Annotated in this window: 12 protein-coding genes; 10 read left to right on the top strand and 2 right to left on the bottom strand. The window is 44.0% G+C overall.

All coding sequences use genetic code 11. The features are described 5' to 3' along the window. Positions 1 to 112: 112 nt before the first annotated feature. From CTY47_RS02555 to CTY47_RS02595, 9 genes are all read left to right on the top strand, one after another. Positions 113 to 967, top strand: a complete 855-nt coding sequence (locus CTY47_RS02555; RefSeq protein WP_099463273.1) for a DUF3298 and DUF4163 domain-containing protein — start codon at positions 113 to 115, stop codon at positions 965 to 967. Positions 968 to 995: 28 nt separating this feature from the next. Further along, positions 996 to 1,664 (top strand): 16S rRNA (guanine(527)-N(7))-methyltransferase RsmG, encoded by a 669-nt coding sequence (rsmG, locus tag CTY47_RS02560; protein WP_099464050.1) that lies wholly within the window; start codon positions 996 to 998, stop codon positions 1,662 to 1,664. Further along, positions 1,661 to 2,299 carry an MBL fold metallo-hydrolase gene (locus CTY47_RS02565; protein ID WP_099463274.1) on the top strand — a complete coding sequence of 213 codons (639 nt, stop codon included), beginning with the start codon at positions 1,661 to 1,663 and terminating at the stop codon, positions 2,297 to 2,299. The genes rsmG and CTY47_RS02565 overlap by 4 nt, the downstream gene beginning before the upstream one ends. Before the next feature lie 11 nt (positions 2,300 to 2,310). Continuing rightward, positions 2,311 to 5,163 (top strand): aminomethyl-transferring glycine dehydrogenase, encoded by a 2,853-nt coding sequence (gene gcvP, locus CTY47_RS02570; protein ID WP_099463275.1) that lies wholly within the window; start codon positions 2,311 to 2,313, stop codon positions 5,161 to 5,163. Positions 5,164 to 5,269: 106 nt separating this feature from the next. After that, the gene (locus tag CTY47_RS02575) at positions 5,270 to 6,376 is read left to right on the top strand and encodes a glycoside hydrolase family 10 protein (RefSeq protein WP_099463276.1); all 1,107 of its coding nucleotides are present in this window, start codon (positions 5,270 to 5,272) and stop codon (positions 6,374 to 6,376) included. A 174-nt stretch (positions 6,377 to 6,550) separates the two neighbouring features. Then, positions 6,551 to 7,939 (top strand): MFS transporter, encoded by a 1,389-nt coding sequence (locus CTY47_RS02580; RefSeq protein WP_099463277.1) that lies wholly within the window; start codon positions 6,551 to 6,553, stop codon positions 7,937 to 7,939. 492 nt (positions 7,940 to 8,431) lie between these two features. Continuing rightward, positions 8,432 to 9,325: an electron transfer flavoprotein subunit beta/FixA family protein gene (locus tag CTY47_RS02585; RefSeq protein ID WP_099464051.1), complete on the top strand. Its 894-nt coding sequence runs from the start codon at positions 8,432 to 8,434 to the stop codon at positions 9,323 to 9,325. Positions 9,326 to 9,329: 4 nt separating this feature from the next. After that, positions 9,330 to 10,349, top strand: a complete 1,020-nt coding sequence (locus CTY47_RS02590; protein WP_099463278.1) for an electron transfer flavoprotein subunit alpha/FixB family protein — start codon at positions 9,330 to 9,332, stop codon at positions 10,347 to 10,349. Positions 10,350 to 10,352: 3 nt separating this feature from the next. Continuing rightward, positions 10,353 to 12,056 (top strand): acyl-CoA dehydrogenase family protein, encoded by a 1,704-nt coding sequence (locus CTY47_RS02595; RefSeq protein ID WP_099463279.1) that lies wholly within the window; start codon positions 10,353 to 10,355, stop codon positions 12,054 to 12,056. Positions 12,057 to 12,321: 265 nt separating this feature from the next. On the opposite strand, the gene tpx is transcribed toward CTY47_RS02595, so the two are convergent. Then, the gene (gene tpx / locus CTY47_RS02600) at positions 12,322 to 12,822 is read right to left on the bottom strand and encodes a thiol peroxidase (protein WP_099463280.1); all 501 of its coding nucleotides are present in this window, start codon (positions 12,820 to 12,822) and stop codon (positions 12,322 to 12,324) included. A gap of 160 nt (positions 12,823 to 12,982) precedes the next feature. Here tpx and rmuC point away from each other — a divergent pair, with 160 nt between their 5' ends. After that, positions 12,983 to 14,245, top strand: a complete 1,263-nt coding sequence (rmuC, locus tag CTY47_RS02605; RefSeq protein WP_099463281.1) for a DNA recombination protein RmuC — start codon at positions 12,983 to 12,985, stop codon at positions 14,243 to 14,245. A gap of 14 nt (positions 14,246 to 14,259) precedes the next feature. Here rmuC and CTY47_RS02610 read toward each other — a convergent pair whose 3' ends face one another. After that, positions 14,260 to 15,561 carry a sensor histidine kinase gene (locus CTY47_RS02610; protein WP_099463282.1) on the bottom strand — a complete coding sequence of 434 codons (1,302 nt, stop codon included), beginning with the start codon at positions 15,559 to 15,561 and terminating at the stop codon, positions 14,260 to 14,262. Positions 15,562 to 15,563: the final 2 nt, after the last annotated feature.

A 15,563-nucleotide genomic window follows, 5' to 3' on the forward strand; every position in this document is an offset into this window, starting at 1 on the left:
GTCTCTTTGAGAATTAAATTGATTATTAAAAACGGGGTAAAAATACATTTGTTTCGGCAAACTATAAAATAAATGACGTACATTTGCATCGCAATATTAAATCTGTTATCCTATGAAAGCGCAATCATATATTAATGGCCTGTGTGTACTTTTTTTCCTGAGTTTTATGATAACCGGCTGTAAGCCCGGAACTAAAAAAACTGCAGAAAACAATATCCAGTTCGATTCCATCAGTGTAGACAGAACCTATCATTTACTGAAAAATCCTGATAACCCGAATTGCAACCTGCAAATCAGTTTTACTTTCCCCGTAAAATATTCAAACAAAGAAATACTTCAAAAAATACAAAAGCAATTTGTTCTTTCGTGTTTCGGTGACACGTATGAAAATGCAACCCCGCAAGAAGCAATCGAACGTTATACGCAAGATTACTTAAGTGCATACAAAGACCTGGAAACTGATTTTAAACAAGAGCTGGAAAAAGACAAAAACCAACCTGTCGCTTCCTGGTTCTCTTATTACGAAATGGCATCCAATGATATTGTTTATAACGAAAACGACATAATAAGCTACACCGTTAACATGGAAAGCTATACGGGCGGCGCTCATGGATCACATTCGCACATGAATCATGTGTTAAACCTGAAGACAGGCGAACCCGTCACAGAAGAAGATATATTTGTTGAAAATTTCCAGGACAATTTAAGCCAAATCATTGTAGACAAAATTACCAAACAGAACAATGCCGAAAACCCCAAGGAATTAGAAAATGCAGGATTTTTCAGTATCGAAGAAATCTTCCCCAACGGTAATTTCCTGATCGACTCGACCGGCATTACTTACACATTCAATGAATATGAAATCGCCGCTTATGTTGTAGGAACAATCAATGTACACCTTCCTTTTGACGAAATAAAACATCTACTCAAGAAGGAAAGTCCTATTGCCGGATTAATTGAAGATTAATAGTCAAAAACTTACAAACAAAATGGAGATGGAGCAAAATCAACCGGATGACAAATTATCAATTATCAGTTATCAATTATCAGCTATCAGTACTTATTTCCCGTCACTAACCATAAAGCAAAAAGAACAAATTGTGGCTCTTTTTGATTTATACACAGACTGGAATTCTAAAATAAATGTCATATCAAGGAAAGATATTGACAATTTATATCTCCACCACGTACTGCATTCGCTGGGAATTACCAGGATGCTCCATTTCAAGAATGGTTCGTCGGTGATGGACCTAGGCACCGGCGGAGGTTTTCCCGGGATTCCGTTAGCAATTTTTTTCCCGGAAGTACAATTCCACCTGGTGGACAGTATCGGTAAAAAAATAAAAGTAGGACAAGCTGTTGCCGAAAGCATCGGGCTTACAAACGTAACCTTTCGTCATTGCCGGGGAGAGGAAGAAAAGCAGCTTTTCGATTTCGTAGTAAGCCGTGCCGTAATGCCGCTGGCTGACCTTGCTAAGATTGTACGTAAAAACATACGGAAAGAACAAATGAATGCATTGCCTAACGGACTTATTTGCCTTAAAGGCGGCGAACTGCAACATGAGGTTTTACCTTTCCGCAATCAGGCAGTTACAATTGATCTGAAAGCTCATTTTAAAGAAGAATTTTTTGAAACTAAAAAAGTAGTATATATCCCTCTATGATTTCAATAAAAGCATTTGAAGTAAATTACTTCTCAGAAAACACATACCTTTTGTATGATGAGACAAAAGAAGCAGTCCTCATTGATTGCGGATGCATACGCCGAAACGAAGAAAAAGAAATAAGTGATTTTGTTGCTCAAAACGGACTGACAATTAAACGTTACCTGTGCACACATTTACACTTAGACCATATATTCGGCAATATGTTTGTATATAAAACATACGGCCTCAAGCCAGAAGCCCATAAAGCAGACGTAGAAGGCCTGCCCTCTTCCGAAGAACAAGCAAAACAATTCGGTTTACCTGCCGGCATACAAGATGTTCCTGTAGAAAAATACCTGGTAGGAGGAGAAATTATTAAATTCGGCAAATCCGAATTACAGGTAATTACAGTACCCGGGCACTCCCCGGGAAGTGTATGTTTCTATAACTCCAAAAACGGTTTTATTATTGCAGGCGATGCCTTGTTTTCGGGAAGTATAGGACGGACAGATCTCTGGGGCGGCAATCAGGATGTACTGATTGCAGCCATAAAAAACAAGCTGTTAACATTGCCGGATGAAACAGTTGTTTATCCGGGTCACGGTACGGAGACAACCATTATCAACGAGAAATTAAATAATCCTTATTTATAAGATCAAATATTATGGACACGAACAAATTTGTAAACCGCCATGTAGGCATTTCTACGGAAGACGTTCCATCTATGCTGCAGGCTATTGGTGTAAACTCGCTTGACGAATTGATCGACCAGACAATTCCGGCCAACATCCGTCTTAAAGCCCCCCTGAACCTTCCCGAATCAATGACCGAACGGGAATATGCCGAGCATATTGCCGAATTGGCATCCAAGAACGAAATATTCACATCTTATATCGGAATGGGATGGTACGATACTATTTGTCCCGCTCCTATCCAACGTAATGTATTCGAGAATCCGGTTTGGTATACATCTTATACTCCTTATCAAGCAGAAGTCTCTCAGGGACGACTGGAAGCTCTAATAAATTTCCAGACAGTTGTCAGCGAATTAACAGGTTTACCTCTGACCAACTGTTCATTGCTTGACGAAGCTACGGCAGCAGCCGAAGCCGTAACCATGTTCCATGGCGCCCGCAGCCGCGCACAAGTAAAAGCGGAAGCCAACACAGTGTTTGTTGACGAGTGTGTATTTGCGTCCACTCTGGCAGTGATCCATACACGCATGATACCACAAGGCATCAAAGTTGTCGTAGGTGATTATAAGAAATTCGAACTAACTCCCGACGTGTTCGGTGCCATTGTACAATACCCGAATGCAAACGGCTCTATAGAAGACTACAAAGAATTTGTTGCCCGTGCCAATGCTAACGATACCAAAGTTGGCGTTGCTGCCGACCTGATGAGTCTTGTATTACTCACTCCTCCGGGAGAATGGGGTGCTGATGCAGTATTCGGTACTACCCAACGCTTCGGTATCCCTATGTTTTACGGAGGTCCGTCGGCAGCTTATTTTGCTACGAAAGAGGAGTACAAACGTACTATCCCCGGACGTATCATCGGTATCTCCAAAGATGCATACGGACACCCTGCCTACCGCTTGGCTTTGCAGACCCGCGAACAACATATCAAACGCGAAAAAGCAACCTCCAATATTTGCACCGCTCAGGCTTTACTTGCAACAATGGCCGGATTCTATGCCGTTTACCATGGAGCCGAAGGCCTGAAAGACATAGCAGGACGCATCCATTCTTCTGCAGGATTCCTTGCCGGAGAGTTGGAAAAACTGGGATATAAGCAATTAAACAAGAATTATTTCGATACATTGATGATCGAACTTCCTGCCAACGTTTCAATCAATGTTCTTCGCGAAATTGCATTGGAATGCAAAGTAAACCTGCGTTACTTCGAAGGCGGACAAGTTGGTATCAGTGTTGACGAAACAACCCAGCCTACCGATATAGGCGTTCTGTTGTATATCTTCTCTGGCGCAGCAGGCAAAGACTATATGTTGAATGAATCTGTTCCTGCAAAACGCTACTTTGACGATAAGTTCGCACGTACTTCCGAATTCCTGCAACAGGATGTATTCAAGAAGTACCATACAGAAACGGAACTGATGCGTTATATCACCCGTCTGGGACGTAAGGATGTATCATTGGCACATTCAATGATTTCACTAGGTTCGTGTACGATGAAGCTGAATCCGGCATCAACCATGCTGCCGCTAAGCCGTGCCGAATTTATGAATATTCACCCTTATGCTCCGGGAGAACAGGTTGAAGGTTACAAAGAACTGATAGAAAACCTGAGCTCTTATCTGGCAGAAATAACAGGACTTAAAGGAGTAACTTTGCAACCCAACTCAGGAGCAGCCGGAGAATATACCGGTTTGCGCGTAATCCGTGCTTATCTGGAAAGTATTGGGCAAGGACATCGTAACATCGTACTTTTGCCGGCATCGGCACACGGAACCAATCCGGCCAGCGCTGTTCAATGCGGATTCTCAACCGTAACAGTAAAATGTGATGAGAACGGAAACATCGATCTGGAAGATTTTCGTGCCAAAGCAGAAGAAAATAAAGACAATCTGGCTGCCAGCATGATCACTTATCCGTCTACCCACGGTATTTTTGAAACAGATATCAAAGAGATGTGCGACATTGTACATGCTTGTGGCGGACAGCTATATATGGATGGTGCAAATATGAACGCGCAGGTAGGTTTGACAAATCCGGGAACTATCGGCGCAGACGTTTGCCACCTGAACCTTCACAAAACATTCTCATCTCCTCATGGCGGGGGTGGTCCGGGCGTCGGTCCGATATGCGTTGCAGAACATCTGATACCGTTCTTACCTCAGCACCCTGTCCTTTGGGGAAGCGATCTGAACACTGTTTCTGCCGCTCCATATGGTAGTGCAGGAATCCTGCCGATCACATACGGCTACATCCGCATGTTGGGGACAGAAGGTTTGACAACAGTTACGAAAACGGCCATCCTGAATGCCAATTATCTGGCTTCAAAATTCAAAGACACCTACGGCATTGTTTACACCGGGGCCACCGGACGCGTAGGCCACGAGCTGATTCTGGAATGCCGCACAGTGAAAGAGCGCTCAGGTATCGACGAAGGCGACATAGCCAAACGTTTGATGGACTTTGGCTACCACGCACCCACTCTCTCATTCCCCGTACACGGCACATTGATGATAGAACCGACCGAAAGCGAAAGCAAAGCCGAACTGGATCGTTTTGCCGAAGTTATGGAATGTATTTGGGAAGAGATCAAGGAAGTAGAAGAAGGGAAAGCCTCAAAAGAAGACAACGTACTAAAGAATGCACCGCATCCCGAATACGAAGTAGCTGCCGACGAATGGAAGCACGAATACCCACGTAGCAAAGCTGCATTCCCTCTGGAATGGCTGCATGATGGCAAATTCTGGATCAACGTTGCCCGCGTGGATAATGCTTACGGCGACCGCAACCTGATTCCGACGATCTGCTCTTGCGAAATCTAATTTGATATTACATATTTCCGGGGCGCAGATTAAGCGGAACAAACATCTGCATAATCTGCGCCCTTTTTATTTATTCCGAATATTATTCACTAAAACATCACTCTAAATGAAAACACTTCTTTTCGCTCTTGCAGCCGTTGCCATGACAGCCTGCAGCAAAGCACCGGAGAAAACGGTAAAAGTCTACGCCTGGCAAGGCGAAGGACAAGACGCAACCGAACAAACCATTCAGGAAGACTTTAGCAAGTGGCACGCCCACGGAGTAGACGGCATGTGCTACAACATAGGCTATAACCTTGAGAAAATACAACGCGCCGCCAAAATAGCAAAAGCTAACGGCATGGAGTATCACGCATGGATCCCCACTATGCTGAATGGCAACGCCGATTCGTCATGGTATGCCATAAACCGCAAAGGGGAATCGGCTTACAACGTACAGGCCTATGTTCCTTATTACAAATTCATGTGTCCGAACAATGACAGTGTGATTAATTACATTGTTCAGGAATACAGCAACGTGGCCGACATTCCGGAAGTAGATTATATACACCTCGACTATATCCGCTATGTAGACGTGATCCTGGCCAAAGGCTTGTGGGATAAATACGGACTGGTAATGAACGAAGAGTATCCTACGGCCGACTACTGCTACTGCCCTAAATGCGTAGCCGATTTCAAAGCAGCCACCGGCATCGATATCCTGACTGTAAAAGATCCGTCGAAATGTCCGGAATGGGCACAGTTCCGTTGCGACGTAATCACCAACCTGGTAAACAAAATATCCGACGCCGTTCATGCCAAAGGCAAGAAACTGAGTGCAGCCGTATTCCCCGGCCCGGACTCACATGCCAAATGGATGGTTCGCCAGGAGTGGGACAAATGGAATCTGGATGCCGTATTCCCGATGAACTATAATGATTTTTATCTGGAACCCGCTTCCTGGCTCGCTCCCATCGTAAAGGAAGAAGTAGAAACGGTTGGCGGTAAATTCCCGGTATACAGTGGCCTGTTTATCTGCCATGACTGGCAAAACAAAGCCAACATCAAAGACCCCGAAGGACACGGCCTGCTGCCCTCCGAAATAGAAGAAGCCGTACGCGGCTCGATGGAAAACGGTGCTGCAGGAATCGCCCTCTTTACGCCCAACAGCATGACGGACGAACACTGGAAAGCGCTCGACAAGGCCATCCATCAGAACTACACAAAGAAATAGATGAAAAAAAAGAACGCAGACAACACAAAGGGACGCAGATTTTATTAAAAACAAATAAATACGCTCCCGTCTGCACTGTCTGCGTTCTTTAATACTTATAAATAAATACAGGTTTCGCGTAGCTCTTATTTTCTCATCCGCACCATCCTGTAAGAAACAAATAACAATTATCACATGAATACAACAACAAAGAAAGAGAAAATCAAATTCAGCAAAGCATTCTGGGTAGCCAATACCGTAGAACTGTTTGAACGCGCCGCCTACTACGGCGTTTTTATTGTAATAACCCTTTACCTGAGCCGTATCCTCGGGTTCAACGACATTCAGGCGGCCGGTATCGCCGGCATATTCTCAGCCTGCCTTTACCTGCTCCCCACCTTTGCCGGAGCACTTGCCGACAAGATAGGCTTCCGCAACTCCATGCTGCTAGCCTTCACCCTCCTCACTTGCGGCTATCTGGGACTGGCTCTCTATCCCACCTGGCTTCAATCCGCCGGTCTGGTAGAATACGGAACCACCACTACCTTTACAGGATTGCTGGAAAGTAACTTCAGCTACGGAATCATCCCCATCATGGCACTGATCGTATGCGGAGGCGCTTTCATCAAAAGCGTTATCTCCGGAACTGTAGCGAAGGAGACCACCACCGAAACCCGCGCCAAAGGTTTCTCCATCTTCTATGCAATGGTGAATATTGGCGCCTTTTCAGGCAAAACCATCGTAAAGCCCTTACGTGAAGCACTAGGTAACGAAGGCCTTATCACACTAAACTACTTTTCGGCAAGCATGACATTTCTTGCCCTGCTCGCCATCTGGTTCTTCTACAAAAGCAGCCAGCACTCCGGCGAAGGAAAAACGTTCCGTCAAATATGGAACGCCCTGATAAAAGTATGCAGCAACGGCCGGCTCCTGATACTGATCCTCATCATTACAGGTTTCTGGATGGTACAACACCAGCTATATGCCACAATGCCGAAGTACGTCCTCCGTCTGGCAGGCGAAGGAGCATCGCCATCCTGGTACGCCAATGTGAATCCACTTGTGGTAGTCCTCACCGTAAACCTCGTGACGCAAATGATGCGAAAGAAAACGGCACTCACTTCCATGACCGTCGGCATGTTCATCATGCCTGTATCTGCCTTGTGCATGGCATACGGAAATATGCTGGAAGGAAACACCACCATCCTGGGCATGCACCCGGTAGCCTTTATGATGGTAATAGGAATTGTATTTCAGGGATTGGCCGAAACGTTTATCTCACCCCGCTTTCTGGAGTATTTCTCCCTGCAAGCTCCTAAAGGGGAAGAAGGGCTTTATCTCGGATTCAGCCACCTGCATTCGTTCCTGTCGTCCATTTTCGGATTCGGTCTGTCAGGCTTCCTGTTGAGCAAATATTGCCCTGAGCCAGCCCTTTTCAGCACACATGCCGAATGGCAAGCCGCCAGTGCACATGCACATTACATCTGGTACTACTTCGGAGCCATTGCTCTGGTATCAGCCATTGCATTGATCGTATACGGACAAGTAGTGAAGCGGTTAGATGCGAAAAAAGCAACTATATAAAAGTTTAGGATTTTCTTTATAATAGTTTTGTTCAAATCCCATTTTAATTCGGTTAAAGCCCTTAAACAAGACCTGTATAGACAGAAACAGCAAAAAGAAAATCTTAATATTATTTTCCTCAAACATCCAGGCCTCAAAACCGGTAGCGGTACTGGAAGAATTTTTTAAAGATATCTGTTCCTAAAGTCATCGGGAACATTTGAAAAAATCATCCCGATAATTTCAAAAAAACATCGGGATGATTTTTTTCAGTTATCAGTATGAAGTGTTACGCCAAATTCCGAATCAAACAAATTAAATCATTTCAATAAAATAATACGAACATTCCAAAACAGGCAAACATCATGCTCAAAACGCCCTTAAGTGTGCACTTTTCAGGGGAAAATACTTTGAGTTAAAGAATGTTTGATTAATTTTGCAAGCCGCTATTCAGCGACTTATAAAAGAAAGAATAATATATTTCCTCTTGGAAAATCTAATATTTCAACAAATATGAGTTTAAAAATTATTGTATTGGCGAAACAGGTTCCGGACACACGCAACGTGGGGAAGGATGCTATGAAGGCTGACGGAACAGTAAACCGCGCTGCCCTTCCGGCTATCTTTAACCCGGAAGACCTGAATGCATTGGAACAGGCATTGCGCCTGAAAGATGCTCACCCCGGAACTACAGTGACGCTGTTAACCATGGGCCCGGGACGAGCTGCAGAAGTAATCCGCGAAGGTTTGTACCGCGGAGCAGACGGCGGCTATTTGTTAACCGACCGCGCCTTTGCCGGAGCAGACACATTGGCTACTTCGTATGCATTGGCTACGGCTATAAAGAAAATCAAAGATTATGATATCATCATCGGCGGCCGCCAGGCTATCGACGGAGATACGGCACAAGTAGGTCCGCAAGTGGCCGAAAAGTTAGGAGTGACACAAATTACATACGCTGAAGAAATTCTGAACGTTGACGAAAAAGCACGCCGTATCACTGTAAAACGTCATATAGACGGAGGCGTGGAAACTGCAGAAGGCCCACTGCCTATCGTAATCACAGTTAACGGATCGGCAGCACCTTGCCGTCCGCGCAATGCAAAACTGGTACAAAAATATAAACGTGCATTAGGCGCACAGGAAAAAGCAGCCATCAACCTGGCAACAGAATACATCCCGTATGCCGACCTCTACGAAAAATATCCATATCTGAACATCACAGAATGGAGTGTTGCCGACGTGGAAGGCGACGTTGCACAATGCGGCCTGTCAGGCTCCCCTACGAAAGTGAAAACGATTGAAAACATCGTATTCCAGGCAAAGGAAAGCAAAACGCTGAGCAGCTCGGACAGAGATATTGAAGATATGATTGTTGAACTGTTGGCTAACCACACGATTGGATAAGATTATGAACAATGTATTTGTATATTGCGAGCTTGAAGGCACCACAGTTGCCGACGTAAGCCTCGAACTTCTGACCAAAGGCCGGAAGTTAGCAAACCAATTAAACTGCCAGCTCGAAGCTATCGTTGCTGGAAAAGGACTGGACGGTGTGGAAAAACAAGTATTGCCTTACGGCGTAGATAAACTGCACGTATTTGATGCACCGGGATTGTTCCCCTACACATCACTTCCCCACTCTTCCATACTGATAAACCTCTTCAAAGAAGAAAAACCTCAGATTTGCCTGATGGGAGCAACCGTTATCGGCCGCGACCTGGGACCCCGCGTTTCTTCAGCCTTAACAAGCGGTCTGACAGCCGACTGTACTTCACTGGAAATAGGTAACCACGAAGATAAAAAGGCAGGTATTACATACGAGAACCTGTTATACCAGATACGTCCGGCTTTCGGTGGCAATATAGTTGCTACGATTATCAACCCGGAACATCGCCCACAAATGGCTACTGTCCGCGAAGGTGTAATGAAGAAAGAAATTCTAGATGCACATTATAAAGGTAAAGTAGAAAAGCATGACGTTGCCAAATATGTACAGGAAACTGACTACGTAGTAAAAGTAATAGACCGTCATGTAGAAAAAGCCAAGCATAACCTGAAAGGCGCTCCCATTGTTGTAGCCGGAGGTTATGGCGTTGGTTCAAAAGAAAACTTCGACCTGCTGTTTGACCTGGCAAAAGAACTTCATGCAGAAGTAGGCGCAAGCCGTGCCGCTGTAGATGCAGGCTTTTGCGACCATGACCGCCAGATCGGGCAAACCGGTCTTACGGTTCGTCCCAAGCTATATATAGCATGCGGTATTTCCGGACAGATCCAGCACATTGCAGGTATGCAGGATGCAGGTATCATCATCTCTATCAACAACGACGAAAACGCTCCTATCAACACAATCGCAGATTACGTTATCAACGGTACTGTAGAAGAAGTGCTTCCGAAGATGATTAAGTATTACAAGCAAAACACGAAGTAAATTATGGCTAATTTTTATTTAGATAATCCAAGCATGAAGCATCATCTTCATCATCCGTTGATGAAGCGCATCGTTGAACTGAAGGAACGCGGTTATGCCGACAAAGATCAATTCGATTATGCTCCACAGGATTTTGAAGATGCAATGGACAGCTACGAAAAAGTACTGGAAATCGTAGGCGAAATATGCGGTGAGATCATTGCACCCAATGCTGAAGCAGTAGACCATGAAGGCCCCAGTGTTGCAGACGGACGGGTTACGTATGCAAAAGGTACACAAGAAAACCTGAACGCTGTCCGCAAAGCAGGACTGATGGGTATTGCAATGCCACGTCGTTATAACGGGTTGAACTTCCCGATCGTTCCTTACATTATGGCAGCCGACCTGGTCTCACGCGCCGATGCAGGCTTTGAAAACCTGTGGGGATTGCAGGACTGTGCCGAAACATTATATGAGTTCGGTAACGAAGATCAGCGCCAGCGTTTCATCCCACGCGTATGTGCCGGCGAGACAATGTCTATGGACTTAACCGAACCGGATGCAGGTTCAGACCTTCAATCCGTAATGTTGAAGGCCACTTACAACGAGAAAGATGGTTACTGGTACCTGAACGGTGTAAAACGTTTCATCACAAACGGTGATGCAGATATTCACCTGGTTCTTGCCCGCTCGGAAGAAGGGACAAAAGACGGCCGCGGTTTGTCAATGTTTATTTATGACAAGCGCAATGGCGGTGTAAACGTTCGCCGTATTGAGAACAAAATGGGTATTAAAGGTTCGCCTACCTGTGAGTTGGTATTCAAGAACGCTAAAGCAGAACTTTGTGGAGATCGCAAGTTAGGCCTTATCAAATATGTAATGGCCCTTATGAACGGTGCCCGTTTAGGTATTATGGCTCAGGCTGTAGGACTAAGTGAAGCGGCTTACCGCGAAGGCTATGCATACGCAACCGAACGCAAACAGTTCGGCAAAGCTATTATCGAATTTCCAGCCGTATACGAAATGGTTGCATTGATGCGTGCCAAGGCAGATGCTTCACGTGCTATGCTTTACGAAACAGCCCGTTTTGTAGATGTTTACAAAGCATTGGATGACATCTCGAAAGAACGCAAGCTTACCCCCGAAGAACGTCAGGAACAGAAAAAGTATTCAAAGCTGGCAGACGCTTTCACACCTATGGGAAAAGGTATGACTACCGAATATGCCAATCAGAACGCATACGATGCAATCCAGATACACGGCGGTTCGGGTTTCATGAAAGATTATGCCTGCGAACGTTTATATCGTGATGCGCGTATTACGAATATTTACGAAGGAACAACCCAGTTGCAGGTAGTTGCCGCTATCCGCCACGTGACAACCGGAACTTATCTGGCTCAGATTCGCGAATACGAAGCAATCAACTACAAGCCGGAATTAGGAGACCTGAAGAATAAACTGCAGGCCATGACCGAAAAGTACGAAAAGATCGTTGCAATGGTTATCGATACCAAAGACAACGAGTATATCGACTTCCAAGCTCGCCGGATGGTAGAAGCTGCAGCCCATTGTATATTCGGATACCTGTTGCTTCAGGATGCAAACCAGGACGAAAGCTTCCGTCGCTCTGCCGAAGTCTATATCAACTACGGACAAGCAGAAGTAGACAAAATCGTTTCTTACATCAGCAAATTCGACCGCGAAGATCTGGGCTATTACAAACAGTAATAGCCACCAGATATCATCTTATAAAAAGGCTTTGCCGGAGTCATAATTGACTGCCGACAAAGCCTTTTCTTTTACATGCCTACCTTTTTGCATTTACATACCTACCCCAATTAATTTAGTCGCCATCCTTTTTTCCTCAGCATCCGTATTAAAGAAAATTTGATTGAGGCTATTCTTACATAAAAAACGAAGACCGCAGGATTCACATCCGACGGTCTCCTACACTAACCCTTAACTTTAACCAATGAAAAACAATAATCAATTTTTATTTCAAAGCAGCTATTGCCGCTTCATAATTCGGCTCAGTTGTAATTTCAGGAACCAATTCCGTATATACAACCTTACCAGCTTCGTCTACAACAACCACGCCACGGGCTAATAAACCTTTTAGCGGGCCATCAATCAGAAGCATCCCGTACTTATCTTCAAAACAAGAACAACGGAACATAGATAACGGTATAACCTTATCAATGCCTTCCGTAGTACAGAAACGTCCTTGCGCAAATGGTAAATCTTTCGAAACTGCCAAAACCATAGTGTTTGGAAGAGATGCGGCTTCTTTATTGAACTTCCTTACAGAAGTAGCACATACCGCAGTATCTAAACTCGGAAATATGTTTATTACAACCTTCTTTCCTTTAAGGTCGCTTAACGATAATTCCGTTAAATCACTCTTCACACCTTTAAAGTCCGGAGCCTCTGCTCCGACAACCGGTAATGTTCCATTTGTATGGACCTCATTACCTTTTAACGTTACTTTTGCCATTTTTATGTAGTTTTATGATCACTCCTAAAACTGCTTACAAAGATAAGCAGCTTTGTTTATACGAAACAATAGAAATTAGCTTTTGTTTCACCGTTTAACTTATTTTAATCAACCTTTCTTATTATAGTTTTTTTATCTTTGAGCTCTAAATTAAATAAAAATGGATTGGTTAATCATCTGTGGAATATTAGTAATTATAGTCATTCAAATACTTCTGCGACCAAAGCAGCTAAAAGAAAAAAACGAAGAATTGGAAAAGCTGCTTAACGAAATGCAACGCTCATTTGAACGTATAGAAAAGAACTTCAGGGAAGACTTCAGGCTAAACAGGGAAGAAAGCCGGCTGGTTTCGCGAGACAACCGGGAAGAACTTGCCCGTTCCGTGAACGAATTCAGGGAAACCTTTGAACGAGGTATTGCCTCGTTCAACAACCTTCAACGAGAAAAATTCTCAGCTCTCGACGAACGACAGCGTCAACTGGTAGATAATACGGAAAAAAGATTGGAAGAAATCCGTATCACCGTAGATGAAAAACTACAAAAAACACTAAACGACCGCATCGGCCAATCATTTCGTCTTGTAACCGAACAGTTGGAAAATGTTCAGAAAGGATTGGGAGAAATGCAGACACTGGCACAAGATGTAGGCGGACTAAAACGCGTATTAAGTAACGTAAAGACCCGGGGGAATATAGGAGAAATACAATTAAGTATGTTACTGGAACAAATTTTGGCACCTGAGCAATACGAAGCGAATGTACGAACGCGCAAGGGATCTGATGCTGTTGTTGAATTTGCAGTTAAATTACCGGGCAGAGATGATGTGCGCGAATTTGTTTACCTACCGATAGATGCCAAATTTCCAAAAGATATTTACGAGCAACTTCTCAATGCATACGACAGTTCCGATACGCAGGCAATCGATACGGCAGGCAAATTATTGGAAACAACCATAAAGAAAATGGCTAAAGATATTTCAGATAAATACCTTGCCCCTCCGGCTACTACAGATTTCGGCATAATGTTCCTTCCATTTGAAGGCATATATGCAGAAGTGGTTCGCCGTTCGGCGTTATTAGAAGAATTGCAAAGAGACTACAAAGTCGTAGTTACTGGTCCCACCACACTTGCCGCCATATTAAACAGCCTCCAAATGGGATTCCGTACATTAGCCATACAAAAGCATTCCGGAGAAGTTTGGACTATTTTAGGGGCGGTAAAAAAAGAATTTGAAAAAGTAGGTGGCATGCTTGAAAAAGCACAAAAGAACCTCCAGACAGCCAGTGGACAAATAGAAGAAGTATTGGGTACGCGTACCCGTGCTATCCAGCGTAAATTAAAAGATGTTGACACATTAAACGATCGGGAGGCCCGTGCTATTTTGCCCGAAATTGGTATATTACCCGAAGAAGAAGAGCTATAAATCGATAACCTGTGTTATCCGAACAAAATCTTAAACCTTGTGAGTCCATCGGAATATGTCCGCAAAGAGAATGTACAATTATGCTTTAAAAGTACCTCACGAATAAAAATAAGACCGATACCCTGCCCGTTAGGTTTAGTAGAAAAGAATGGACTGAACAGTTTCGTTTCCGTCTCTTTGTCGATACCTTTACCGGTGTCGGCTATTTCCAGGCAAACCGGAGAGCCGGATGTAGTGATATAGATTTCACCATCTTGTTCTATAGATTCGGCAGCATTTTTTATGATATTTACTAATACCTGTTCAAAAAGGGAAGGGTCTAAATCGGCAACCGGAGATACTTCCGATAGCTCCATCCTGATCCGTATATTACGATTCTGGCAGATCATTTCCATAAAACGCTTGCAATAACTAACTACTTCATTTAACTGTACCGGCTGTAACTGCGGCTCCGGTATACGCACAACGTCCGCAAAATTGGTTATAAACCGGCTCATACTATAACAACGATCCATGGAAACCTGCAACACTTCGCCGACTTCAGACATATTATCCATTCCGTCAATGGCAGACTGTAACGTATCCAATGTAGAGGTAATACCTGCAGTGGTATTATTCACTTCGTGAGCTATCATACGAATCACCTTCTCATACGCTTTCTTTTCGGCCTTAAACACTTCCTGCGTAAGTGTTTCCACCAGATAGAACGGATGATGAAAGCCTCTGTCTACAAACGAAGAATGAGTACATTTATAGATATTAGCATCATTCAGCCGAACAGTTTGGGAATCATACAACGGAATTTGCAATAGCTCCGAAGCCAAAGGGGTATCTATTTCCGACAACTTTTTTCCAACCAGCTCCAATGATGTGTATGCTCCAAATATCTTACATGCAGCCGGATTAACGGACAAAACTTCGCGATCCAAGTTTAATATGACAACGCCCATAGGCGAGGCATTGATCAATAAATCCAGAAAATGGTTTTGTTCGCGAAGGTGCAGCCGTTCATTCTTTAATTGTTCCATCATCTTGTTGAAAACATCTACTACACGATCGGCTTCTGTCTGCCCTACACGGCTCAACCGTGAACTAAAGTCCTGCTCCTTCAATAATTCCATACCGTTTCCTATCGTGTGCAACGGCCTGATAATACGACGATAGAAAACGAACATGTATACAACAGTAAGGACAACCAAGCCTTCTACGAAGAAAAACATCGGTTTGGAATATGAGAAAAAGACAAAATAGGTCAGTATTGCCAATATAACCAGCAATAAAACAGTAAATACCCAGAACAGTCCTTTTACTCTCATCC

This window comes from Parabacteroides provencensis, from assembly GCF_900232875.1.
In the GTDB taxonomy this organism is placed as follows: domain Bacteria; phylum Bacteroidota; class Bacteroidia; order Bacteroidales; family Tannerellaceae; genus Parabacteroides; species Parabacteroides chinchillae.